The sequence below is a fragment of the Hymenobacter wooponensis genome, from assembly GCF_004745865.1.
GTDB lineage: Bacteria > Bacteroidota > Bacteroidia > Cytophagales > Hymenobacteraceae > Hymenobacter > Hymenobacter wooponensis.
Map to the genome: position 1 here is coordinate 578589 of NZ_SRKZ01000002.1, position 24441 is coordinate 603029.

Genomic DNA, 24441 nt, shown 5'->3' on the forward strand with positions numbered 1-24441 from the left:
CTTCACCATTATTCTGTTGCTCAATGACCTCTATAAGCCACCGACATCTGGCCCGCCTGTTGCGCCGTACTCAACAGGCCTATCGGGAGGCCCAGCAGTCTTCTCAGCAAGCGCAAGTTCAGCTACAAGACTTTAAGTCTCGCTCACAAGCAGCTGCGGCTCAGGCGGCTGCGCTGCTGCAGACCATGAGCACCGCTATTCTGGCCGAGGACTACCAGCATACGATAACGCTCCTTAACCAGCGAATCTGTGACTTGTTTGGGCTGCCGGAAGACCCCAGCGTTTACATAGGTAGGTCGAGCGAGGCATTGTTGGAAAATGGCTCCGTGGGCTTCCGGGATACGGCTCAGTTTCAAGAGGCGCGACGCGTAGCAACCCTAGGCCAGCAACGCGAAAGTGGTGTACTGTTCAAGCTCAACAACGGCACCATCATTCAGCAAGACTACCTGCCGGTAGTGCAGAATGGCCGGACGGTGCTGCACATTTGGAGCTACGAAGATGTGACCCTACGCCAGCAGGCCCAAGAACGCGTACAAGAACTCTCGGACCTGGCTGAGCAGAGCCCCCAGCCAATTATTCGTTTTGATGCTACGGGTAAGGCCCGCTATGCCAACCCAGCGGCCGCAAAGGCATTAGCAGCGCTGGAGCAGCCCAGTGAGGCCTCCGTGAGAGCAGTGTTATCCGACGAAATCAACCAAGCCCTTAATGAAGGGCAGCCCCGCACGTTTGAGCTGCGCCTAGATGGAGGCTTTTACCTCTGGACGGTTGCCCCGCTTGGGCGTGAGAATGGCGCCAATGTGTACCTGACGGATATCACCCTCCGTCGTCAGGCAGAAGCAGAGTTGGTTAGAAATCAGCTATTCACGCTTCGCATCAATGATACGGTACCCAACATTGTGTTTCTCTACGACATGGAGGCGGGCAAGCTCATGTATTGCAACCGGCAATGCGAGCCCATGTTGGGATACACAGAGGCTGAATTAATGGGCATGGGCTCTAGTCTGGCTCAGCAACTGCTGCACCCAGAGGACCTGCGTACCATGCAGAGTCGGCAGAAATTGCTGATAACCTTAGAAGATAGCCAGGTTCTTACCTCAGAATACCGCATGCTCCATCGTGATGGCAACTGGCGGTGGATGAGCCTGAAAAGCACCTGTTTCATGCGTGACTCTAAAGGGCGAGTATCGCAAGTGGTGGGCTCAGTAGCTGACGTTACTGAGCGGCGTACCACCGAAGAGCAATTGCGTCAGAGCCGACTATTAATGGACCGCGTCACGAATACCACCCCCAACCTGATCTACATCTTTGATGTACGGCGGCAATCTACGGTGTATTGCAACAGCTACATCAAAACTATGCTGGGTTATACGGAGGCGGAGCTGCAGAACATGGGCTCGGCGGTACTACCCAACCTGCTTCCTCCCGACCAACAGGTACGCATGCGGGCGCACTTCGCTGATGTAGCCCAAGCTGCTGATGGTGCCGTGCTGCACCTAGAGTTTTACCTCTACCACCGCAACGGCACCGAGCGCTGGCTGCGCATCAGCACTACACCGTTTGAGCGCGATTCTAATGGCAATGTGCACCAGGTAGTAGGTTCGGCGGAGGACATCACGCGCTGGAAAGTAGCCGATGAGCAGCGACGCTCTGCTAACCGCCGGCTGGCGGAGCAGAACCGTTTATTCCGGCAGGTAATTGATACGGCTCCCAATCTCATCTACCTAAAGGACATTACGGGCAACTACGTCCTGGCCAACCAGGCCACGGCCCAGCTCTACAAGCTGACAGCCGAGGAACTGGTACAGACTCCCATTGAGGAACTGGAGAAAACATACCCTGATATGATGCGCTACCGACTCGCCGACGAGCAGGTAATCCGCACCCAGCAGGAACTAGCTCAGGAAGATACGTTTGTGTCGGCAGAAGGACAGGTGCATTGGTTTAATAGCATTAAGCGGCCCTTCCTGCTGGCCGATGGTACGGTGCAGGTGCTGGGCGTTGACAATGAAATCACCACGCTGAAAGAAACGGAGCAAGCCCTGCAGAAAGCCAAGGAAATAGCCGAAGAAAACGCGCAGGCACGCCAGAACTTTCTCACTAATATGAGCCACGAGATTCGAACGCCCATGAACGGTATCATGGGCCTAGCGGATCTTTTGGCTAAAACTCCGCTAAACGAGCAACAGCGGCAGTACTTGCAGCACATTCATCACTCCGCTGAAAACCTGCTGGTAGTAATCAACGACATTCTGGATATGGCCCAACTTGGAGCTGGCCGAATCCGGGTGGAGGCCATGCCTTTCCAGCTAGATGAGGTGCTGAAGGCCAGCTGCCAGTCGCTGCTTCATACGGCCACTGAAAAAGGCATAAACCTTCGGTTGCAATTGCCCCCTCCCGAGGTGCCCATGCGGGTAATTGGGGACCCATACCGCTTGCGGCAGGTGCTGCTGAATTTGCTCAACAACGCCGTAAAGTTTACGGAGCGTGGTGATGTACTACTTACTTGCCGGCGCGTGAGTAAGCTTGATGCTCCACTACAGTTGCAGTTCTCGGTGCTCGATACGGGCATTGGTATCCCGCCAAATCAGTTGCAGGCCATGTTTGAGCCTTTCGCCCAGGCGTCGGCTAGTACGGCCCGTGAATATGGCGGCTCTGGGTTGGGGCTTAGTATTTCGCGAGGGCTAGTTGAGCTACTAGGTGGTGAGCTGACGGCGGAGAGCCATCTGCATAAAGGCAGCATATTCCGGTTCACGCTGCCTTTTGAGGTTGCCACCGACGACGCGCCTGTAATCGTAGAAGAAACCATTACGGACTACCAGACACTTGGCCGCCGCAGTGTGTTGCTGGCCGAAGACAACGCCGTTAACCAGTTGCTGGTGCGGACTATGTTGGAGGGATGGGGCCTAGAAGTGGACGTGGCCTCTTCTGGCCCAGAAGCGCTGGCTAAGTTCCGCTGCCGCACCTACGATATAGTGCTCATGGACATCCAGATGCCTGGCCTAGACGGCGTGACAACTACGCGCCTGCTGCGCGAACACCCCGATGCGGCCCGGGCTGCGACACCAGTGGTGGCGCTTACTGCCCACGCCATGCGGGGTGAAGCCGAACGATACTTGCAGGCTGGTCTGAACGCTTACCTTTCTAAACCCTTCCGCGAGCAAGACCTGTTTCGCACAATTTCCAGCCTGCTGAGTGGAGGAACTCCACCCCTTCCTGAACCAACAGCAATACCAGAGTCCCAGCCTGCTCCCGACGACGCAGCCCCCCTATACGACCTAACCGCACTGCGCCGCCACACTAACGCTGATGAAGGCTTTGTACGGCGCTTAGTGAACATCTTTATCCAAACCACTCCCCCTATAGTAGCGGAGTTAGAGGCCAGCCTGTCCAAAGCAGACCGAGTGCAAATTGCGGCAACAGCTCACCACCTGAAAAGCTCAGTTGATGGCCTAGGCGTACAGCGCCTACACGGTGTGCTACGTGATTTAGAAAGGGCTACTGCTCCTTCGGATGCTCCTGATAGTGCGCAGCTTGGCGTGTGGGTTGCGCAAGTACGCCACACTCTTGACGAGGTAATTCGTCAGTTGCGCGAAGAATTTCCTGCCTAAGGCTGTTGGTAGGTGTATGTCGTCTGCGGTTCTTGTTCTTGATGCGGTAGTTATAGGTGCTGGCCAAACAGGCCTAGCGGCCGCCTATTATCTCCAGCAACGGCAGGCTTCTTACGTTGTGCTTGATGAGCGGCCAGTGGTAGGCCACGTCTGGTCTTCACGTTATGCATCTTTACGGCTTTTTTCGCCAGCCTGGGCTAGTAGCCTACCCGGGTTGCCGTGGCCAGGAAAGCAGCTACGTTACCCTACCAAAGACGAAGCGGCTGACTACCTGCGCTCCTATGCAGAGCATTTTCAGCTGGCCGTTGAGACCAACCAGCGAGTTACCTGTGTGCAGCTTACTAAAGGCGGCTTTGAGGTGCAGACGGCTGCCGGTAGTCGGTATCAAACGCCCCGCGTTATTGTGTGTACAGGCCCATACACGGCCCCACGCATTCCTGATTTTGCCGCCAACTTGCCGCCTGCTGTAGCACAGTTTCACAGCAGTTCGTACACTGAGCCAAGCCAACTAGCGGGTGAAGTGGTGGCAGTAGTAGGTAGCGGGAACTCTGCTTTACAGATTGCTGCTGATTTGGCTATGCATGGCCACACAGTGTATGCGGCTTTTGATGAGAAAACGCCCGCTATGCCTAATAATACAGCTATGTGGGTTTCCCTGCTGAGCACAGGGCTATTGCAGGTGCCTAGCCAGAACTGGCTGGGCCGATTCATGCGCCAGCAGCCCGAACCCGTAGTACGCGCCGATTTACGGCGGTTGCAACGCTTGCCCAACGTGCATTTCATGGGCCGGGCAGTGGCGGCCACACCCGAAGGTGGCCTAGTTGGGCAGCGCGCCACCACTCCTGCCCTGGCGGCTGTGGTGTGGGCCACGGGCTACCGCCCCAATTATTCTTGGCTACACGTACCGCAGGCACTTACGGTAGCAGGTGCACCTCGCCACTCGAAAGGCATTTCGCCGGTGCCTGGGCTAGCATTTTTAGGGCTCGACTGGCTGACTAGCCGCCGGTCGGCGTTAATGGGTGGGGCTGCTGCCGATGCCCGTTACGTGGTGCAGCAACTGCTAGAAAGCACATAATTATGCTGAAACTCCCGCATGGCTTTCGGGGTTAGTATATTGTACCTTGTACCAGAGACTGTTGGTGACTCAACAGGTGTACTCGGAATTCTTTTTGCCTTAAATTCTCTTTTGTATGACGCTCCTGATTTTTTTCGGAATAATGCTGGTTACCGCTCTGCTGGCTCTTGACACGGTTAACAACGTGAAGGACATGCTGAAGCCAGTACCAGTTCGGGCGAACAACGGCCGCTAAGTAGCCTTGCACTGCCCTGACAAGCAGAAAGCGCTCCGGTTTCGGAGCGCTTTTTTTGTGGCCTACACACAAGAAAGGCAGCCCTGCGGGCTGCCTTCACCTGTTATTCTCTGAGTGGTTTGTTTACCGTATTACCAACTTGCGCATCTCACTGCCCGAATCGGTTTCTAGCTTGATGTAGTAAAGACCACTGGTGAACTTGCTTAAGTCTAGCACTTTTACGAACCGGTCATTCAGCTCTGAGAGCGACTCCCGATACAACACTGAGCCAATTACGTTTAACACTCGCAACTCTAGCTTCCGCCCCTCAAACCCGTTAATGGCAACATGCACAATACCTGTGCTGGGATTAGGATACACCAGCAGCGCTTTTTCCTCTCCGTTGAGACGCACTGTTGGTTTAGCCGCAAGTGTTGTGCTGGCCTGGGCCGCTGCCTGCGACACTGACCGTTGCAACATGCCGCAAACAAGTAGGGTGAGTAAGCAAAAGAAGCGTAAGCGTTTCATCATAAAGGCGCGTAAGGGTGAGATGCGTAGGAGCGCTGACTAGCAATAACGGGAGGCACTAATTTAGGTTGGCAAAGGTAACAGGGTATTTTGTTTGCTCCGTCTGAATATAACGCATCTTCGATAAAAGAACAGGTTTTATCTTCTGTTTCACCTATTTACCTGACGAATAAATTTGGACGTTGTCATTATTGGCGGAGGCCTAGCAGGTCTCTGCGCTGCCCTTGACTTGCGCCAGCGAGGCTATGCAGTTACGCTGCTAGAGCGCCGGCAGTATCCCTTTCATCGGGTGTGTGGTGAGTACATCTCCAACGAGGTGCTCCCCTACTTAGAGCGGCTTGAAGCCTCACCAAACCAGCTGGCGCCGGCCCGCATCAGTCAGTTTCTGCTCAGCTCACCGGCTGGGCGGGTGCTAGCCGCGCCGCTTGACCTGGGAGGCTTTGGCATCAGTCGCTACGTGCTTGATGACCATTTGTATGGATTGGTGCAAGCCAGAGGCGTAGACGTACACCAAGGCACCACCGCCACTGCCGTTCGGTATGAGGCAGCCAGCGACGAGCACACAGTGGAGCTGCAGGATGGCCAGCAACTACGAGCCAAAGTGGTACTAGGGGCCTACGGCAAGCGCAGCACGCTGGACCGGCAGCTGCAGCGTGCTTTTTTTCAGCAACGCTCGCCATACATAGGCGTGAAGTATCACCTGCACTACGATCAGCCCCGCGACCTAATTGCCCTGCACAATTTTGCCGACGGCTACGCGGGCATCTCGGCCATTGAGGACGATAAATACTGCTTTTGCTACCTAACCACCCGCCGTAACCTGAAGGAGCACGGCTCCATTCCCACTCTTGAAAAAGCCGTATTGGCTCGCAATCCTATCCTCCGGCGCATCTTACACGAAGCTGAGTTTCTGTACCCACAACCCGAGGTAATCAATGAAATATCCTTCGCGCCTAAGCAGGCAGTAGAAGACCACGTGCTGATGTGCGGCGATGCCGCGGGGCTTATTACTCCTCTCTGCGGCAATGGCATGGCTATGGCTATCCATGGGGCAAGTGTGGCTGCCCGCCACACCGCGGCCTTCTTAGAGGGTGGCCTAGCGCGCCCGGCACTGGAGGTGGCCTACCAGCGTGAGTGGCAGCAACACTTTGGACAGCGCCTGCGGGTGGGGCGAGCTATTCAGCGCTTGTTCGGGCAGCCCGTTCTAAGCGAAGCGGTAGTAGGCACCTTGCGCTTTTGGCCTGCAGGTATTAGGGCCCTTATGCAGCGCACTCATGGACAAGCCTGGTAAGGAGGTAAAGCGGATGTTGTAGAGTGGAGAAGTTGCGAAGCACCAGTTCAACAAGCTTAGGCTACTCTGCTCGCGCAGTCAGAGCTATTGCCTCTCAACCTTCACTACACTCACGCTTACAGGATTTGGCATTTTGCAGTTAGAGGCAGCGCAGCGCATGGAATTTGCGTAAACTTCGATTAATGACCAGCTACCTGTGTGCCATTGGCACTGCCAACCCGCCTCACCGTATTCCGCAGCCCCAAATTGCCACTTTTATGGCGGGCGCTTTGCAGCTCAATGACGCCGATACGCGCAAGCTTCGCGCGTTGTATCGAGTATCGGGGATTGCACAGCGCTATTCGGTTCTGCCAGATTATGGGCGCGAGCTAGGTCAGTACGACTTCTTCCCTAACACTCCTGATCTGGAGCCCTTTCCAACGGTAGGCCAGCGCATGGCGCAGTACAGGCAGCATGCCTTGCCCCTTTCCGTGCAGGCCGTGCGGGAGTGCTTGCGCCAACAGCCGTCTTTAAGCCTGAGTGGCATTACACATCTGGTTACGGTGAGTTGCACGGGCATGTATGCTCCCGGCCTAGATATTGAGCTAGTAGCTGCGCTAGGCCTCAACGCCAATGTACAACGCACGTGCGTGAATTTTATGGGCTGCTACGCGGCCGTGAATGCCCTAAAGCTGGCCAACGCCTTTTGCCTCGCCGATGCCAACGCCCAGGTGCTGATTGTGAGCACCGAGCTCTGCACGCTTCACTTCCAAAAAAGCCACGAGGATGACCACTTGGTATCAAACGCCTTGTTTGGAGATGGTGCGGCGGCAGCGATAGTACTGGGTAAACCTGCGCAACAGGGGGTTAGTCTTGCCCTCGAAGCCTTCCATTGTGGCCTAGAGCCAGATGGGCACCAGGATATGGCTTGGCACATCAATAACTTTGGGTTTGAGATGACGCTGTCGTCGTATGTGCCTCACCTGATTCAGCGTGGCATCCGGCAACTCACTGATCAATTGTTGGAAAATCTGCCCGTGGAGCTTTCCGACATTCATGCCTTTGCCATTCACCCCGGCGGCCGCAAGATTCTGGAAACCATCGAACAGGAGCTAGGCCTATCCGCCCATGATAATCGGTTCGCTTATGAAGTGCTCCGAGACTATGGCAATATGTCGTCGGCCACGGTGCTATTCGTATTGCAGAAGCTCCTGCACAGCCTAACTCCTGCCGACGCTGGCGCCCCCGTCCTGAGCTTTGCCTTCGGGCCGGGCCTGACGCTGGAGGCAATGTTATTAAAAGCCGTGACGGCAGAAACCGCTGCTCTCCATACCACAGCCACCGCTACGGCAACTAAACCGGTAGGCTCATTGGCTAGCGCTCCAGGCGTATTATAGAGTGTATTGTTCCTTTCTGCATTTTGCCGCATGAACTTAGCCCAGCGTGCCACGGCTGAGGAACTGATGGACGACCTCACTCTGGCTTCCGACGACCTGCGCCGCAATCTTGATGAGCTGGAAACCATCAATACCTGGCTGGGTGGTTATGCCCCAATCCTTAATGCGCTAGAACGCCTACGCTCCCAGTTCCCCCCTGGCCGACCACTACGCCTCGCCGACTTAGGTAGCGGCGGTGGCGACACCCTACGGCAGATTGCTCGCTGGGCCCGCCGACACCAGATAGCCGTAGAGCTAACAGGCGTTGATGCTAACCCCTTTATGCTGGAATACGCTGCCAGTAAAAGTACTGCATACCCAGAAATCAGTTATCGCCAAGCTGATATCTTCTCTGACGAATTTCAGCAGCAGCCGTATGATATTTTGACTGCCAGCTTGTTTTGCCATCATTTTTCCTCAACGCAGCTAGCCAGTATGCTACCACGTTGGCAGCAGCAGGCCCAGTTCGCAGTCATTATCAATGATTTGCACCGCCATCCCCTGGCCTACTACAGTATCTATTGGCTTACGCGCTTGTTCCGCGGGTCTTACTTGGTTCAGCATGATGCTCCGCTTTCAGTAGCTAGAGCATTCACGCGCCATGAGTGGCAACAGCTTCTGTACGCGGCTGGCATAACCAGCTACACGCTACGTTGGCGCTGGGCATTCCGCTGGCAAGTTATTATCAGGTAAAAGAGGAAGTTGTACCTGCCTAGCCACCACATTTACTCCATAGCCTGTATCCTATCCCCAGATATCTGCTGCAACGCGAAAGGTATTGGCATGTGCTTCTACAATATCGGCAATACGCACTGAGTAGCCGCCGCCCATGCACACTACCACGGGCAGCCCATGCTGATAACAAGTTTGCAGCACATACTGGTCGCGCTGCCGGCACCCTTCGCGGGTGAGAGCCAAGTGGCCTAGCTTATCAGTAGCTAATACATCTACACCGCTGAGGTAAAACACAAAGTCGGGCTGGTGTTCCTGCACCAAGCGGGGCAGCGTGTTACGCAGTAATGCCAAGTAAGCGGCATCGTCGGTGTGGTCAGGCAATGGCAGGTCAAGGTCGGAGCGCTCTTTGCGGTGCGGGTAGTTGCGGGCCCCGTGTATGCTGAAGGTGAATACCCGTGGCTCATGTTCAAAAATAGCAGCAGTACCGTTACCCTGGTGCACATCTAAGTCCACAATTAATACCCGGTTTACGCCTAACTCGGGGTGGCCTAGTAAGTAGTTGGCCGCCGTTGCTTGGTCGTTCAACAAGCAAAACCCCTCACCTCGGTCGCGGAAGGCATGATGCGTACCGCCAGCAACATTTAGCGCTACCCCATGCTTTAGAGCCCGATGGACACATTGTATGGTACCCCCCAGAATAGTCACTTCGCGCTCAATCAGCTGCGGGCTCCACGGGAAGCCTGTGGCCCGCTCCTCGTGGCGCGTCAGTTCGCCGTTGCGCAGCCGTTGGTAATAACCGGCGTTGTGTGTGAGCAGAATAACCTCGTCGTTGGGAGGTACGGGCTGAAAAAAAGCGCTTTCAGGCACTGTGCCCTCCCGAATAAGCTGTTCGGGTATTAGCTCATACTTGAGCATCGGAAAGCGGTGATTGGCAGGCAGCGGATGGGCATACAGCGGAGCCCAGGCAATAGAGAGCATATTTGTGTCAACCTCCCCAATCAGGCATTGTTTCTAGGCCAATTTTCCATGGTAAACTGCCTGCGACATACCTCGGCATATTCTTGCTCGTTGACTTACATTGTTTCATCACCTAAGACAGAGGTGTCAGTTACGAAAAAGGGCTTTCTCGATATCGAGAAAGCCCTTTTTTGCGTGAAGAAGTCTTCACCACCAGTTAATTGCGAGTCATTAGGGTGTTGGTAGCTAGCTCCGAATTCGGGATTGGCCAGATGTAGAGTGCAGCAGTAGGAGGCACTGCGCTTATCGTGGCCTTAGCCGGAATGGTCTGCTGCAAACGCATGAGGTCGTTGTTGCGAAGGCCTTCCCCCAAAAACTCGATGCGACGCTCTAGTAGCACAGCATCTACTGCTGCTGCAACATCTGTAAAGGCAGCATAGGCGCCTGTAGGAGCAGAACGGGTGCGTACTGCGTTAAGTAAGGCCAGTGCTTGTGGATCTGTAGCCCCCGCCGTCCGGAAGCGCGCCTCTGCCAAATTCAGCAATACCTCTGAGTAGCGCATTACCGGGGCATTATCAGTGTAAGGAGCTGGTGACAGTGCTCCGTTCTGATATTTGCGCAGATAAGGGACATTGCTAACTCGGGTAACGAAGCTGGTATTTCGCTCATCGGTGGCCAGAAAGCGCGGGTCACTGAGTACGCCGTTAGCATTGAGGCTGTACTCGCCTCCACCGCCCTGTGCGTTCGGCAGGAAGTAGAACGCCAACTGGTTTTGCGTGCCGGGGGCGTCCTGCGGAGTAAAGGGAAACGACAGAATGCTTTCTGTGGTGGACTGATTACCAACAAAAACGGTAGTAATGCTTGGCTGCAACGCGTGCTGAACGCCAGTAGTAGCCCGGAAAGGGGCCGTGGCCGATACAATTTTATTGGCTTCCGTTACCACATCAGCGTAGCGAGCCATGCTCAGGTACACCCGGGTTTTGAGGGCAATAGCCGTGTTGCGGTGCGCCCGCGTAACGTTGGACGTGTTAGTAAGCGGTAGGTTCTGCTCGGCAAACGTTAGGTCTGCCAGAATCTGGGTGTATACCTCTGCCACCGTGGAACGAGCTAAGTCATTGTCACGCAAGTCCAATTCCGCCTTTAAGCGAAGCGGTAAGCCAGGCTTGCTGCCGTTGCCATCGGTGTAAGGCCGGGCGTAAAACTGTAGCAGCGAGTAATAGGCAAGGGCCCGCAGAAAACGACCTTCCGCAGCGTACCCCGTGGCGGTAGTAGCAAAATCGCTGGGGAATGGAGTTGCAGTAAACTTGGCTGAATTAGCTTCGAGCCCCGCCAAAAAGACGTTTATCTGGTTGATGGCCGAGTAGCCCGCGCCCCACAGGTTGATTACGTCGTTCTGAGACGATTCGGTGACGGTGTGCTGCCACACGGCGGCTCCGGTTACTAGGTTCGATGTCCGATTGAGAAAGTCATTCGCCCGAATATCGCCGTACACTTGGTAGCGTCCCCCCAAGAAGCTGCCTGCCTTCATGTAGTCGTACATGTTGTTGACTTGCAGCAACACGCGGGAAGGAGTATCAAAGGCCTCAGCGCTATTTAGAGCGGCTACGGGAGCCGGGTTTAAACGATCCTCGCAAGAGGTAGTGCTTAGGCCGAGCATGGCTGTAACTAGGCCTAGCGCTAGGGTATGCTTGAAATTTTTCATCTAGTGCAGAGAATTAGAAGCCGATATTGAACCCTACCGTGTAGGTGCGTGCTTGCCCTACCGAGTTACGGTCGACGCCGGCGCCTGTGTTGGAGGCACCGTTCGTAGAAATCTCGGGGTCAATACCGGAGTATTTAGTCAACAGGGCTGCGTTTTGCACCTGTACGTAGAAGCGGGCCGAACTCATCCCAAGCCGGCTGATGAGAGTAGGCTGCAGGCTATATCCCAACGACACGTTACGCAGACGGGCAAAGTCTCCCTTTTCCACGTTGTTGGACATAATCAGGGCCGAGCCGTTCGACGTGTTGTCGCCGTACACTACCCGAGGCCATTCGCCGCCTCTATTAGTTTCTGTCCAGCGGTCCAGGATATCCACGTCGTTGTTCCAGAAGCGCTGGTCGTGCAAACCAGCTTTGGTACCGTTGTAGATATAGTTACCACCCGAAAACTGCACGAACACGCCCAAATCGAAACCTTTATAACGGAATGAGTTATCAAAGCCGCCGTACCAGGTTGGAATTACTGGCCCAAAGTATTCACCGTCAACCAACTGGTTGGGGGCGCGGGAATTCCGACCGTCTAACGTAGTCCAGCCGTTGCCGGTCGAAGTGGAAGAGTGGTTGTACTGTACCGTTGTAAAGGTGCCATCCTCATTACGAAGCTGAATCAGGCGCCGACCATTTTCTGGATTTACCCCTAGAGAGCGAACTGCCAGAATTTCGCCGACCGATTGGCCAGCCTTCGTGTAGTTTACTGTTTCGAGGCCCGAAGTAGCCGTACCAATGCGCTGCCCTTCCGAGGCCAAGGCTAGCACCCGGTTCTTCAGCGTAGTCAGGTTGGCATTAATCGACCAGGTGAAATCCGTTTTGCGAATGGCATCTACCCGCAAGTTGATTTCAACCCCGGTATTACGCATCGAACCTACGTTGTCAGGAATCTGACCACCAGGAATACCGCGGGAAGCAGCCTGCGGAACTTGCAAAATTAAGCCATCTAACAAGTTGCGGTAATAGGCTACGTCGCCCGTAATCCGGTCATCGAGAAGGCCAAATGATACGCCCACATCTGTTTTTTTGCTGGTTTCCCAAGTCAGTTCTGGGTTGCCAACACTGCTCAGATAAAACGTGGGGCTTGGGCCGTATAAGCCAGCCTCATAGAGGCGCAGGGAAGCATAATCGTCAATGCCTTGAGCGTTGCCAACTTCGCCATAGCTACCCGTGAATTTGAGGAAACTGACTTTGCTGAGCGCAGACGAGTTCTTCCAGAAGTCTTCCTCCGAAATGGCATATCCTAACGAAGCACCGTAGAAGTTGCCCCACTTTTTAGCCCAGGCAGAGTAACCATCGCGGCGCACGTTGATGGTAGCCAGGTACTTGCTGCTGAAGTTGTAGTTGATACGCCCAAAGTAAGAGGTCAGGAAGTTCTCGCCCTGAAAGTTACCCGACGATGCTACGTTCACATAGCCGCCCTGAAGCGTGGTAAAGAAGGGATCGGCCACGCTGCTGCGGTTTAAGCCCCAGCGGTCAATGTTGGTGTTCTGGTTTTCGTTACCCGCTAAGAACGACAAGTTATGCTTGCCAGCCAGGGTTACGTCGTACTGCAGGGTATTCTGCCAGTTCCAGCGCTTATTAGTGCGGTAGAAGTTAGACGCACTACCAACGTTGTACTGGTCTCCGGCAATGGGCGTGTAGAAGGCTTTATCCTCAAAGGCAATATTGTAAACACCGTACGTAGTACGCAGGTTGAGGCCTTTGATTAACTCCAGATTGGCGTAGATGCTGCCTTGCACCTCGTTACCGTCTGAGCGGAAATAGTTGTTCTCTAGGTCTACCAACGGGTTGTAGTAACCTGGTAGCAATGGTGAGCCATTGGGGTTGGCAGCTGTAGCAGAAGTGGGGTTGATGTTAGCTCCTGGTCCAATACCCGCGCCACTGATGTTGTAAGAACCATCAATGTTACGAGCCGGTACGTTGGGTGGCAACACTAGCGGCAAGCGGCCCAGACCAGCAGTACCGAAAGCACCATCGCCTACCGAGCCCGAGTTAGGCGAGGCAGTACGCGAATTGGTGTAGCCAGCGCGTAGGCCTACCGTGAAACGGGAAAACACTTTATGATCGATGTTAATACGACCCGAAGCCCGCTTGAACGTGTTGCCTTCCAGCATACCCTTCTGGTCGGTGTAGCCCACCGACGTGTAGTACGAGGTTTTTTCGCTACCGCCGCTGAAGTTGATGTTGTTGGATGTGGAGAAGCCCGTGCGGTAGATGTAGTCGTACCAACGGGTATCCACGGTGTTGCCGTTGGCGTCCTGCGTGGGCCGGAAGCCTTCAATTGCGGAAGGAGCTAGGCCTTGAGCCACTAGGTTGGCATTCAGGTTACGAACGGCTTCATTCTTGATTTCCATGTACTGTGCTGTGTTCAGCACATCGTAGAGGCGTACTGGTTCAGTCCAACCCGCCCACGAGTCCACGGAGATTTTGCTTTGGCCTTTCTTACCGCGCTTGGTGGTTACCAAGATAACACCGCCTGCCGCACGAGAACCATAAATAGCAGTCGCAGACGCATCTTTCAGCACCTCCACACTCTCAATATCGTTGGGATTGATATTACTGAGTGGGTTGTTGGGTACACTGCCTACAGCTGAGCTGTTGCCACTGAAGGCTGGAATACCATCAATTACGTACAGCGGAGCCGAACTCAGGCTAATAGAGTTCACCCCACGGATACGCACTACCGGCGGCGCATTGAGCACTCCGTTGGGCGTAGTGATGTTCACACCGGAGGCTTGGCCCTGTAGCGCCTGCTCAAAGCTTTGTACTGGTTTGTTAGCAATCTGGGCAGCTGTGACAGTGGCCACCGAACCCGTCAAGTCGCGGCGCGACTGGGTGCCGTAGCCTACAACCACTACTTCGTCTAGTCCAGTGGCGCCACTAGCCAAGGTAACATTGATGCTGGACTGCGTACCAATGACTACCTCTTTTGAGGCGTAGCCAATAAAAGAGTACACTAATGTAGTAGCATTAGCAGGCACTGATAAAGAGTACCTACCCTCTGTATCGGTAGATGTACCCTGCGCACCACCCTTCACAATCACAGTAACGCCTGGTAGCGCTGCGCCATCGGTTCCAACTACCTGGCCAGTTACAGCACGCGTTTGAGCCTGTACATCTAGGCTAGCAACTGCGAGAACTGTGACAGGGAACATCAGTAATGTTTTCCTCATGTGTCCTTCTTGGGTTTTGAATTTATTTCAATTATTGACCCCAAGAAGTAACACATTCATAACTTTAACAACATATAGCCCGTTAATTTTTAATTAAAATGTCGTTTCAATTAAAGACTTTAACAATTCTATATTGATAAGTCAGTACTTACTTTATTAGAATAATAATAAGCCCTACCGATTCTTAAAATGCTACAATCTATGCTCAACATGACTATCAGACACAATGATCAACAAATTGTCATCGTACCTAATTAGGCAAACACGACGGTAAAACCTCCGAATGAAAGCTTTTACTCGATTAGCAAATTTGCTTTCTAACTCAATTTTTACTCGTGTATAAGTAATCAGCCTTCTTCATTCTCTTACTCACCTTATGTTAATATACTATAGATACACTCACCCATCTTAGAAGGATACTATCATCAGTATATCAGCAACATGTAGCTTGATACTAGCTGACTGCTACAAATTTATTTTCAACTAATTGCTGATTACCTAGAACCTTTAGCGGTCTTGAAAGAACATAAATGCAAAAGCCCGGCCTTGCGGTCGGGCTTTCTGGAGATTCGTACTGCCTCTACGGTACCATGTGCTACTGCAAATGGCAGGGAGACAGGCGGCTTTGATGTGGGGCGTACTGGGCTCGAACCAGTGACCCCTACCTTGTCGAGGTAGTGCTCTAAACCAACTGAGCTAACACCCCATACAAAGCCAAGCTGGCGGCGGCCGTAAAGAGCCAAAGGTATCATTATAGCTGACATATTCCAGCAATAGCTGGTGCAAAATTTATGCTTGAGATAGTGTTGGGCTGTAACCTTCTGACGGCGGGCTAGTATAGCACTTTACCGATGCTCGTTCCGGCTGTTTAGTCACCGGAACGGTTTTCCTCCTTTGTGCTTTACCGCTCCCCATCTCTATGAAAAAAGTAGCTCTCCTCCTTTCACTAACTGCCCTGAGTGCCGCGGCAGTGGCACAAGACCAAACAACTGGCCCCCGCTCTGGCCGTCTCGCTTCCTCTACTGACTACTCTCCGGGCAGCAGTGCTTCACGTAACAACGGTTTTGGCATAAAAGGCGGGTTCACGGCCTCTAACTTCCGCGGCGACGACAAGAAGAACTTCAACAACGAAGGTATCTACAACACCTTCCACGCCGGGGTATATGCCCAGTTTGGCTTCAACAATGCTCTTTCCTTGCAGCCTGAGGTACTCTACAGCCGCCAGGGCTTTAAAGGTGCTCCTATGCAGTATGCATCTCGGGGCACCTATGATACTCGCCTAGACTACATTCAGGTACCTGTGCTGCTGGTGTACAACTTCCTCGACAATGTGAGCGTGCACGTGGGCCCGCAGGTATCTTTGCTGACGAAAGTAAAGGAGGGTGACACCGAGCGTAAGATTGCCGACGACAACAATGTATACGGGTACAGCTACAATAGCCTCGACTATGGTCTGGCCGCCGGTGTGGAAGCTCGGGTTGGACCAGCCCGCGTAGGTGGCCGTTACACTGCCGGCTTTGCTGATATCATTAAGGATCCGCAAAACGCGGCCGCAAATTCCATCAATAACATCAAGAACGGCATGTTCCAGGTGTACGTGGGCATTGGAATTGCCGACTAGGCCTGTTTATCATATAACTTATTGCAAAAGAGGAAGCCGTTAGGCTTCCTCTTTTGCGTTGTTTTGCTTGTAATTAGTACTCTTTACGCTCTGTTGCCTTGCTTACTCCATCCTCCGAAATTCTACCTGCCATCAATCAAGCTCGGGAGTTACTAGCGGAGCGCGGCATGGCTGCGCTGGGCACTTGGGCCTTGCTTAACCTGCTGGTAAGCGGCTACTTTGTGAAGCAAGCAGATGCCCGTACAGAAGCCCACCACTTTCACCTAATGAATGTGGGCTGGAACATGATAAACGCGCTACTAGCCGTGTGGGGCATTTTGCAGGCAAACCCAGCGCACGTAGCTGGTCTTACTCTTTCTGAAAGCCTTACCGCGCAGTTCAACTTCGAGAAGATTCTGCTTTTCAATGCGGGCCTGGATGTGGCCTACGTGTGCGTGGGTAGCTGGCTCCGGGCCCGAGCTGGTACTTCTGCCGCTACTCGCCCAGAGCGCCTGCTAGGGTATGGGCGCTCCTTATGGGTGCAAGGCGGTTTCCTGTTTTTGTTCGACGTAAGTTTCTACCTTATCTATCATCGCTGGGCAAACGAGTTACTGCTGCGGGTGGCGTAGACCACAAAAAAGCCCCACCAGCCGCGTAGGCCAGTGGGGCTTTCTTCTCAGGGAGCGGACAGGCCTAGGCGTGTACCGAGTCTTTTACCAAGGCTTCCTTAATCTTCTCGTTGAAGTTGGGAATATCCTGGGGGTTGCGGCTGGTGATGATGTTGCCATCTACTACCACCGTCTCATCGACCCAAGTGGCGCCGGCATTTTTGATATCGGTTTGCAGGCTAGGCCAGCTAGTGAGCGTTTTGCCCTGCACCACACCGGCTTCGATGAGCGTCCAGGGGCCGTGGCAAATGGCGGCTACGGGTTTGCCGGAGCGCACAAACTCACCGATAAAGCTTACTACCTCGGGCTTGGTACGAAGCACGTCGGGGTTCATTTGGCCGCCGGGCAGCACTAGGGCATCGTAATCGGCCACTTTCACGTCGCCAATTACCTTATCTACATCTACTTTGTCGCCCCAGTCTTTCTCGTCCCAGCCCTTAATAGAGCCACTCTTGAGGGAAATGACGTGGGTCTCGGCGCCCTCGTTTTCTAAGTACTTCTTGGGCTTTTCCAGCTCCGACTGCTCAAAACCGTCGGTGGCAACTATGGCTATTTTCTTGCCTTTCAAGGCGTCGCTTCCAAAGAGGCTCATATCAATTTGCGTTAGGTACAGAAATAAAGAAGCCGACGCTACGCACGGTAGCATCGGCTTTTCTTTAACGAGAGACGCCTGCAGTAGTTGTTACACTGGGCGCTCTGGTTGAGCTTATGGGCTTATAAAATTGTGGCCTAGGCCACCGTTTCCAGCTTACTCGCTGCGTTCATGCTTGAGCTGTTTGCGCAGGCGCTTCACGCGGTCATCGAACCCGTCGGGGTCGTAGCTGATGTCTTCCACGTCCAGCTGCTCCAGCATGTCCATGAGGTCATCGGAGTGCTCAGTACGGGTGCCGCCAGGTACGCGCACAAATGCCATTTCTGACCATAGCACCGCTTTCAGGCGCAGGCCGTCCTCGCTCAGCATCTGCATCTCTACTACCAGGTTAGAGTTATCAAAATGAATAAGCTGGGTTCGGATGCGCACCACCTCGGCATGTTGGGCGGGGCGCAGGTAGGCAATGTGGTGCTTGGTGATGACCCAGCCAGCGCCCAGCTCCTGCGCCAGTTGGCCAAGGTTGAGGGCGTAGTGCTGAATTGTATGCTCTTCGCGGGCATTGAGGAAGTAGTCGAGGTAGCGGGCGTTGTTGAGGTGGCCTAGCATGTCGCAGTCCTGAAACTGAACACGATGCGTGGTTTCCGGAGTGCGGACCAATGATTTAGCAGCCATAGAAGGGTAACTAATGGTGTATGCAAAGGTGTGGATTTACGGCTGAATGCGAGCCGCCCTGGTGCGCTAGGCCACTGTAGAGCCGGTTGGGCAGCTGATAGGAATTAGCCAGGGCCGTATGCGGACGAGGCTTACGCGCAGGCGCAGGCTTGTCAAATACCACCAGCATTTCCTGTTCACTCAGGAGCGCCATTCCCTCCGCTCGATCGAGGTGCGGTAAATGGGGTACGTCGAGCAGGCGCTCCAGCTGATCGGCAGGCGTGAGGCTGTCGTGCGCTTGAAACAGCGCATCTGGCCAACGGTAAATAGCAATGCTACCATCGAGGTCCATGGTGGGGCCAGCCAGAACAAGCAAGTCGGTGCCCTGCTGCCGGAGCTCCCGGATGCCCATACCCCGCAGATCTAGGAAGTGTTTTTTGTAGAGCTTGTGGCCTCCGCCTTCCAGCTCCCCCAACCGCAGCTTGCCTTTTTTGTATTCCTCGGGTCTGATTTCTAATACAATGGCCCACCCGTGTAGTACTGGCCCGCGCAGGCCCAAGAACAAGCGGCCATCGGGGGAGGCGGCTAGCCCTTCAATATCCAACCCATTGTCTTTAGCGGGCACCTTTAGTGCGGGTCCAATGTGGGGGTCTTTGGCCAATACTTTCAGCAGCTCATTGGTACCGTGCTTATCAACCCGCAATTGGGCGGCGCGCAACTTTTGGCCGCTGGCGGTGGGGTGCTTAGCCGTTTTGCATAGCTCATAATCGCCAGATGTAGGATTGCGCACGAGCGGTATGCGGGCCAGCAGACAGCGGTTAGGGGCCACCTCTATCTTGGTCAGCCGATTGATTTGCTTGGCAATATTGGGTTCTTCTGGCTTGGCATTCTTACGCTTAATACTATGCGAGCCCAGCACCCAGAGATAGTTCTCGGCTTCGCCCATGCCTTCCAGGTCTATTTCCTCAGTGGCTTTCTCGGGTAGGTCTACCAACTCTGAGAGCTTGTAGCTGCAGTGCTGCCCAAAAGTACGGGGGCCAGTGCGGCGCAGGCACTCCAAGGTGGTTCGCTCGTCGCAGCAGAGCCAGAGGTTGTCGCCGGTGAGCACGGCGGCAGAGAGCCCGTCGCGCACATCGTTACCATTGGGGTTTTTACTAAGCTTGGGGTCAAAATGCAGGGTATAGGTACGGGCAGGCATACAGAAGGGAGTGAGGCAGTAGCCTACAAACGGTTGCGCTTCACGGCGGGTTGTAGGCCACTGCCTCACTCTCCCAGAGTAGGCCAGAAGGCTAGGCAGTGGCCTAGGACATTCTCCCGACCTGTACTGCCATTTGCTGCCTACCCTTTCGTACCGCAACTGCGGCGCACTTTTTCCAGGCGCTGCACCAAGTCACGTACCACGGCTTCGTCAGTGGTATACACGGGCATTTCCAGGGTAGTGGTATCGTCTTTGCCGGGCGGACGGCGCGTTATTTTAATCTCGTAGTAGCGGCGGTTCGTTTCGTTGTCGTGAGCGGGCGCGAAGGTGAGGGCCGTTACTTGGCTCCACTCTACGCCCATGCGCAGCTCAAACTCCACCTTGTTATCAGACTTCACAGCCCAGTCGGCGCCGTTCTTCTGGTGGCTGACCTGAAAGGTGCCTGCCCCGCTGGCTTCCGTGCGGTACTTCCGGATTACTTCCGTGAAGTGGCAGTTGGAGAGCTGAGCCCGCACCTCCGTAGTGGGCTCATCGGGGTTGCGGGCCAGTTCATTGAGGCGGCGCGTGAGGGCTTGCACCTCAGTAACGGATTGGGCCTGGGCACTGGCACCGGCCAGCAGTAAACCAGCTAAGAAGAGCTTTTTCATCGGAATGTGCGGTTAGCATGACACCTATCCTTCCGTGGCTGGTCACAAGCCATCACGGCGACAGTACGCCAGATGCATCATCCTGAGAAAGAGTTGCCTGGGGTGGCCTAGGCCACCTCTCGCACGCTAATTAAAATACGCTAGGCCACTATCTAACAGATTACTGACCAGCTTTGCGGGCGCGCATTTGCTCCTGCACTTGGCGTTGCTTCACCTTCAGCTTCTGATACTGGGTGGCCGTGAGCACCTGCTGCAACTGCTTATCAGAGTTGGCGTTGATGCGTTTCAATTCGGCCATCATGGCGGGGCGGTCGGTGCTGTACTGGCGCTGGGCGGCGTTGGCTTTTTCAGCAGTTTCTGTGAAGATGGCGCGCACCTGCTTGGGCTGGTCACCAGTCAGGTTGAGCTCGTCCGTCAGCACGTCAGTCAGGTCGCGGGGGGCGGAAGAAGCTACGACGGGTGCGGGAGCGGGCGTGGCCACCGACTTTGCCTCCGGAATGCTCCGGTTACGCCGAGCGCAGCTAGAAGCGAGGGTAGTGGTGAGGGCCAGGGCGAGGAATAAGCGGGCAGGAGACATAGTACAATAGGGTGGCGTGTGCCTCCGCATACGCGAAAACTATGCCCCACGGTTATACTATTCCTGATCTGGACGCTACTGCCCTACTGCCACCCTTGCCGCCGCCCCAGACCGAGCGGTGGGGTTGCTGGTTTTCAGGTGCTGCGCGGTATAGTGCGCCAGGGCCATGATGGTCAGCATGGGGTTTACGCCGCTACACGCTGGAAAAGCGGAGGCATCGGCCACGAACAAATTCCCCACTTCGTACAGCTCACCAGTGGGGCTAGTGGGGTGAGTACCCGCGTCGCCGCCCATGCGGCAGGTGCTCATCTGGTGGGCGCTGTAGAGGCTGAACTGGTTAGGCTTCCAGCCCAAATGCGGCAGCTGCTCCAGCACTTCTGGGTTTTGCAGCACGCCGTTTTGGGCGTGCAGTGTAGGCAGCGTGCCGTGAGGTAGATATACCTTACCGGCCCCCGCGGCCACATGAATTTCGGCGGCGGCGCGCACACCTTGCAGCAGATGGTTGCGGTCGAAGTCGCTGAGCACATAGTCGATGAGTGGGGCGCCGTGCTTGTCTACCTTCACGCAGCCCCCGTCCCGGTCGCGGGTGAGCACAATAAAGGAGCCGAGGTGGGCGGCCTGGCGCATCATTTCCTTGTGCTGCTCGCCAGAGCGCCAGGGCAATACCATAGCCATTAGTCCACTATGGGCCGGCGGTGTTTCCAGCTTCACGCCAAAGTTGGTGCCGTCTAGCATCGTAAAGCAGTCATTCACCACCGACATCATAGGCCCATGCCAGGGGTTGATGGCGTGCGCGTAGTGCGCCGAAACCACCACGGTAGGGTGCAGGTGCAGGTGCTCACCAATGTGCGGGTGCTTTAGGCCACTGCGCAGCAGCAGGGCCGGCGTCTGGATGGAGCCACCGGCTACCACTACCCGCCGGGCCCGCACTGTTACGCGCACGGCGCGCCCATCGGCGGTAGTATGCACGGCCTCGGCGCCTGTGGCCCGGTTGCCGGCAATGGTGATGCGCTCCACGTGCGTGTCGGCCAACAGGCGGGCGCCGTGGTCGTAGGCCTGTTGCAGGTAGGTATTGAGTGTGCCTTGCTTCACGCCGTGCCGGTCGCCGAAGCAGCTGTACCCGAGGCCCTGAAACTGCTGGTCCGTGTCGGTGAGGCCCTTCTCGTTGCGCGGAATCAGCTTAACCTCCTGCCCTAGCTTAGTAGAGCCATCCCAGAGCGCCTGGTTCTGGCCATTGTGCCGGTGGTAATCAATGTTCACACTCAAGGCCTTACTCACTGCATCGAGGCTTTTTTTAAAATCAAGCGAAGCGAAGTGCGGAACCTGGTGCTCCCGGGCCCACTCCTGCAGCACGTAGTCGGGGGTGCGAAAGGCACCGGCCCAGTTTACGGTAGTGCCGCCGCCCAGGCAGGAGCCCGCCAGCAAGGCGATACCGCCATCCTGCGTGCTAATGGCTCCGCGGCCATCGTAGAGGTGGCCTAGCATGTCTACTTCGCGCTGAGTGAAGTCGGCACCGTGGAAGTACGGGCCTTTTTCCAGAACTAGCACATCGTGGCCGGCCGCGGCCAGTTCGCCGGCCACCACGCCGCCACCTGCACCACTGCCAATTACCAGCACGTCGCACTCGTAGGTCACGTCGTGGGTCGGCTGCAGGGGTTTGATAGGCCTAGGCGTGTCTACAATTTCCTCTGTTTGCGGGCCAGGGTAGCCAATATGCTCCCACACGAAGTTGCCCTGCTCTGGAGTGGAGCTGCCGTAGAACAGAAAGGTAAAAAGCTTGCGTAGCGCATGGAAGCCCTTCCGAAACTGCGGCACATTACTGGCCGCCCAGCTCTGCAGCAGCTTCTCGCGCTGCTCTGGCGCTAGCCGACTAAACGGCCGCAACGGCCCAAACCAGGTGAGCCCCACGGCGGGTGTTTCCAGCAAGCCCAGCAGCTGCATAAATTCCTTGCGGGCTCCGGCTGGCTGAGCATCCAAGACTTGCGCAATCTTTTCCAGGTCTACTCCTCCCGAGCCGGGCCGCGCCCAGTAGGCGGGGTCTTCAGCATCGTGACCGGGAATGGCAGGGATGAAGGTATCAGCAAGTGCGTGCAGAGTGGCGCGCTGCGTTTCGGTGAAAGACATGACCGGGTGGGCGGGATGGTGGACTGATCCGGCGGCGGTTAACTAGGTGCCGGGCCCGGATAAGTTCGACAATTTTCCCGAAAACTACTCGGCTTGCATACAAAAAGACGCAGGGGTAAGCTGTGAGCATGAGGCGCTGCTTCACTCATCACCGCATCACTTCCTTACCTCCCCTTATAAGAACTTCAGCAGCCACCCAATCATTTTCTTCACTTTGGGTGTGTAGGGCGGATACATAGTTTTGATACCTGTGCGGCCCACACGCTGCTTCAGCACCGATTTCTCATTACTAAACCCCACAAACCCTGCGTAGCCGTGGGCTTTGCCTAGGCCACTGTTGCCGAAGCCGCCGAAGGGCAAATCGGGGTGGGCCAGGTGCAGAATGGTTTCGTTGACGCAGGAGCCACCAGCGGGAATGTTCTGCAGTAAGTAGCGCTGGTGCTCAGCGTTTTGGGTAAACACGTAAAGGGCCAGGGGCTGCAGGCGGGAGTTCACCACATCCGTGGCTTCCATGAGGGTGCGAAAGGTGACGATGGGTAGCAGCGGCCCGAAGATTTCCTCCTGCATAATGCGGCTCTGGGCGGGTGCGCCCTCCAGTAGCGTGGGCTCAATAAAGTTTTGACTGGCATCTACCATACCGCCCAACAGTATGTTGGCACCCTGGGCCTGGGCATCTTCTAGCAAGCTAGCAATCCGCCGAAAGTGGTGCTGGTTTACAATGCGGGCGTAGGAGCTCGAGGACGCCACGCCTTCGCCCGCGGGGTCATAAAAGCGCTGCACCACCTCTCTTATTTCCTCCACCAGCCTGTCTTTCACCGTTTCCTGCACCAGCAGGTAATCGGGGGCCACGCAGGTTTGACCGGCATTGATGCCCTTGCCCCACACAATTTTCTCGGCGGCATCGCGCAGGTCGGCGGTATCATCTACAATAACGGGGCTCTTGCCGCCCAGCTCCAGCGTAACGCTGGTAAGATGCTCGGCGGCGGCGCGCATTACTATTTTGCCCACTTGGGGGCTACCTGTGAAGAAAATATGGTTGAAGGGAAGTTTTAATAGCTCCGTGGCCACCTCTTTGTCCCCTTCCACTACCGTCACCTCGGCAGGGTCAAAGATTTCGCGACACATGCGAGCGAGTAAGGCCGCTACTGTTGGCGTTATTTCGGATGGCTTAATGATGCAGGCATTACCAGCTGCTAAAGCCGACGCCAGCGGGTCAATGGCCAGATAAAATGGGTAGTTCCAGGGGGCAATTATCAGGCAGACACCTTTAGGCTCATGCTGTACCCAGCCACGAGTACCCATCAGCGACATGGGTGTACCAACTTTGCGCGGCTGCGTCCACTCCTTTAGGTGGCGCAACGTGTGCTTAATTTCTACCTGCGACGACCAAATTTCCGAAACATCGGTTTCGGCAGCGGGCTTCCGGAAATCAGCGTAGAGCGCCTGCTGAATGGCGGCCCGGTTTTCCTCAATCCAACGGCTCAGCTTGCGCAGCCGCTTGGCCCGCGACTCCCATCCTTCTCGGCGCAGAGCCTCGGCGCGTGCGCGCTGCCGTTGGAAAAGAAGTTCTATGGCAATAGGGTCAGTGGTTGTGGGAATGAGAGCAGTGGTGGGTTCCATATAGTACGTAAAGCGGAAAAACCGGGATAAACCGGTGAAATTCAGATGAATTCATCCTAATTATACTTGGATAACG

Annotated in this window: 18 protein-coding genes and 1 tRNA gene; 7 read left to right on the forward strand and 12 right to left on the reverse strand. The window is 55.1% G+C overall.

All coding sequences use genetic code 11. The features are described from left to right. The first annotated feature begins 23 nt into the window (after positions 1–23). Together EU557_RS08615 and EU557_RS08620 are read left to right on the forward strand one after the other, a co-directional pair. Positions 24–3608 carry a PAS domain S-box protein gene (locus tag EU557_RS08615; protein ID WP_135529980.1) on the forward strand — a complete coding sequence of 1195 codons (3585 nt, stop codon included), beginning with the start codon at positions 24–26 and terminating at the stop codon, positions 3606–3608. A 16-nt stretch (positions 3609–3624) separates the two neighbouring features. Continuing rightward, complete coding sequence (locus EU557_RS08620; protein WP_135529981.1) at positions 3625–4683, forward strand: flavin-containing monooxygenase; 1059 nt, start codon at positions 3625–3627, stop codon at positions 4681–4683. A gap of 358 nt (positions 4684–5041) precedes the next feature. Here the strand turns inward: EU557_RS08620 and EU557_RS08625 are convergent, their stop codons facing one another. Further along, positions 5042–5428 (reverse strand): T9SS type A sorting domain-containing protein, encoded by a 387-nt coding sequence (locus tag EU557_RS08625; protein WP_135529982.1) that lies wholly within the window; start codon positions 5426–5428, stop codon positions 5042–5044. A gap of 172 nt (positions 5429–5600) precedes the next feature. Between EU557_RS08625 and EU557_RS08630 the strand changes: the two genes are divergently transcribed. The 3 genes from EU557_RS08630 (at position 5601) to EU557_RS08640 (ending at position 8824) form a co-directional block, all read left to right on the forward strand. After that, complete coding sequence (locus EU557_RS08630; RefSeq protein ID WP_135529983.1) at positions 5601–6716, forward strand: NAD(P)/FAD-dependent oxidoreductase; 1116 nt, start codon at positions 5601–5603, stop codon at positions 6714–6716. A gap of 182 nt (positions 6717–6898) precedes the next feature. Further along, entirely contained in the window at positions 6899–8092 is a 1194-nt protein-coding gene (locus EU557_RS08635) for a type III polyketide synthase (RefSeq protein WP_135529984.1), read from the forward strand. A gap of 30 nt (positions 8093–8122) precedes the next feature. After that, complete coding sequence (locus EU557_RS08640; protein ID WP_245326209.1) at positions 8123–8824, forward strand: methyltransferase domain-containing protein; 702 nt, start codon at positions 8123–8125, stop codon at positions 8822–8824. Between the two features lie 51 nt (positions 8825–8875). Here the strand turns inward: EU557_RS08640 and EU557_RS08645 are convergent, their stop codons facing one another. The 4 genes from EU557_RS08645 to EU557_RS08660 form a co-directional block, all read right to left on the reverse strand. Next, positions 8876–9784 (reverse strand): histone deacetylase family protein, encoded by a 909-nt coding sequence (locus tag EU557_RS08645; RefSeq protein ID WP_135529985.1) that lies wholly within the window; start codon positions 9782–9784, stop codon positions 8876–8878. Between the two features lie 196 nt (positions 9785–9980). After that, a complete protein-coding gene (locus EU557_RS08650; protein ID WP_135529986.1) occupies positions 9981–11465 on the reverse strand; it encodes a RagB/SusD family nutrient uptake outer membrane protein in 1485 nt (494 codons plus the stop codon). Between the two features lie 13 nt (positions 11466–11478). Beyond that, complete coding sequence (locus tag EU557_RS08655) at positions 11479–14688, reverse strand: SusC/RagA family TonB-linked outer membrane protein (protein WP_135529987.1); 3210 nt, start codon at positions 14686–14688, stop codon at positions 11479–11481. 631 nt (positions 14689–15319) lie between these two features. Next, positions 15320–15394 (reverse strand) — tRNA-Val (locus EU557_RS08660). 213 nt (positions 15395–15607) lie between these two features. On the opposite strand from EU557_RS08660, the gene EU557_RS08665 reads away from it, so the two are divergent. Next, positions 15608–16309 (forward strand): porin family protein, encoded by a 702-nt coding sequence (locus tag EU557_RS08665; protein ID WP_135529988.1) that lies wholly within the window; start codon positions 15608–15610, stop codon positions 16307–16309. Between the two features lie 98 nt (positions 16310–16407). Continuing rightward, positions 16408–16917: a DUF6992 family protein gene (locus tag EU557_RS08670; protein WP_135529989.1), complete on the forward strand. Its 510-nt coding sequence runs from the start codon at positions 16408–16410 to the stop codon at positions 16915–16917. 64 nt (positions 16918–16981) lie between these two features. Here EU557_RS08670 and EU557_RS08675 read toward each other — a convergent pair whose 3' ends face one another. The 7 genes from EU557_RS08675 to EU557_RS08705 form a co-directional block, all read right to left on the reverse strand. After that, positions 16982–17548 (reverse strand): type 1 glutamine amidotransferase domain-containing protein, encoded by a 567-nt coding sequence (locus EU557_RS08675; RefSeq protein WP_135529990.1) that lies wholly within the window; start codon positions 17546–17548, stop codon positions 16982–16984. A 156-nt stretch (positions 17549–17704) separates the two neighbouring features. Next, on the reverse strand, positions 17705–18220 hold the full coding sequence (locus tag EU557_RS08680; protein ID WP_135529991.1) for an acyl-CoA thioesterase: 516 nt from the start codon (positions 18218–18220) through the stop codon (positions 17705–17707). Between the two features lie 10 nt (positions 18221–18230). Continuing rightward, positions 18231–19397 (reverse strand): DUF3616 domain-containing protein, encoded by a 1167-nt coding sequence (locus EU557_RS08685; protein ID WP_135529992.1) that lies wholly within the window; start codon positions 19395–19397, stop codon positions 18231–18233. Between the two features lie 140 nt (positions 19398–19537). Beyond that, positions 19538–20044, reverse strand: coding sequence for a hypothetical protein (locus tag EU557_RS08690; RefSeq protein WP_135529993.1), 507 nt, complete (start codon positions 20042–20044; stop codon positions 19538–19540). 160 nt (positions 20045–20204) lie between these two features. Beyond that, positions 20205–20621 (reverse strand): hypothetical protein, encoded by a 417-nt coding sequence (locus EU557_RS08695; RefSeq protein WP_135529994.1) that lies wholly within the window; start codon positions 20619–20621, stop codon positions 20205–20207. Positions 20622–20696: 75 nt separating this feature from the next. After that, complete coding sequence (locus EU557_RS08700; RefSeq protein ID WP_135529995.1) at positions 20697–22745, reverse strand: FAD-dependent oxidoreductase; 2049 nt, start codon at positions 22743–22745, stop codon at positions 20697–20699. Positions 22746–22919: 174 nt separating this feature from the next. Continuing rightward, complete coding sequence (locus EU557_RS08705) at positions 22920–24365, reverse strand: aldehyde dehydrogenase family protein (RefSeq protein WP_135529996.1); 1446 nt, start codon at positions 24363–24365, stop codon at positions 22920–22922. Positions 24366–24441: the final 76 nt, after the last annotated feature.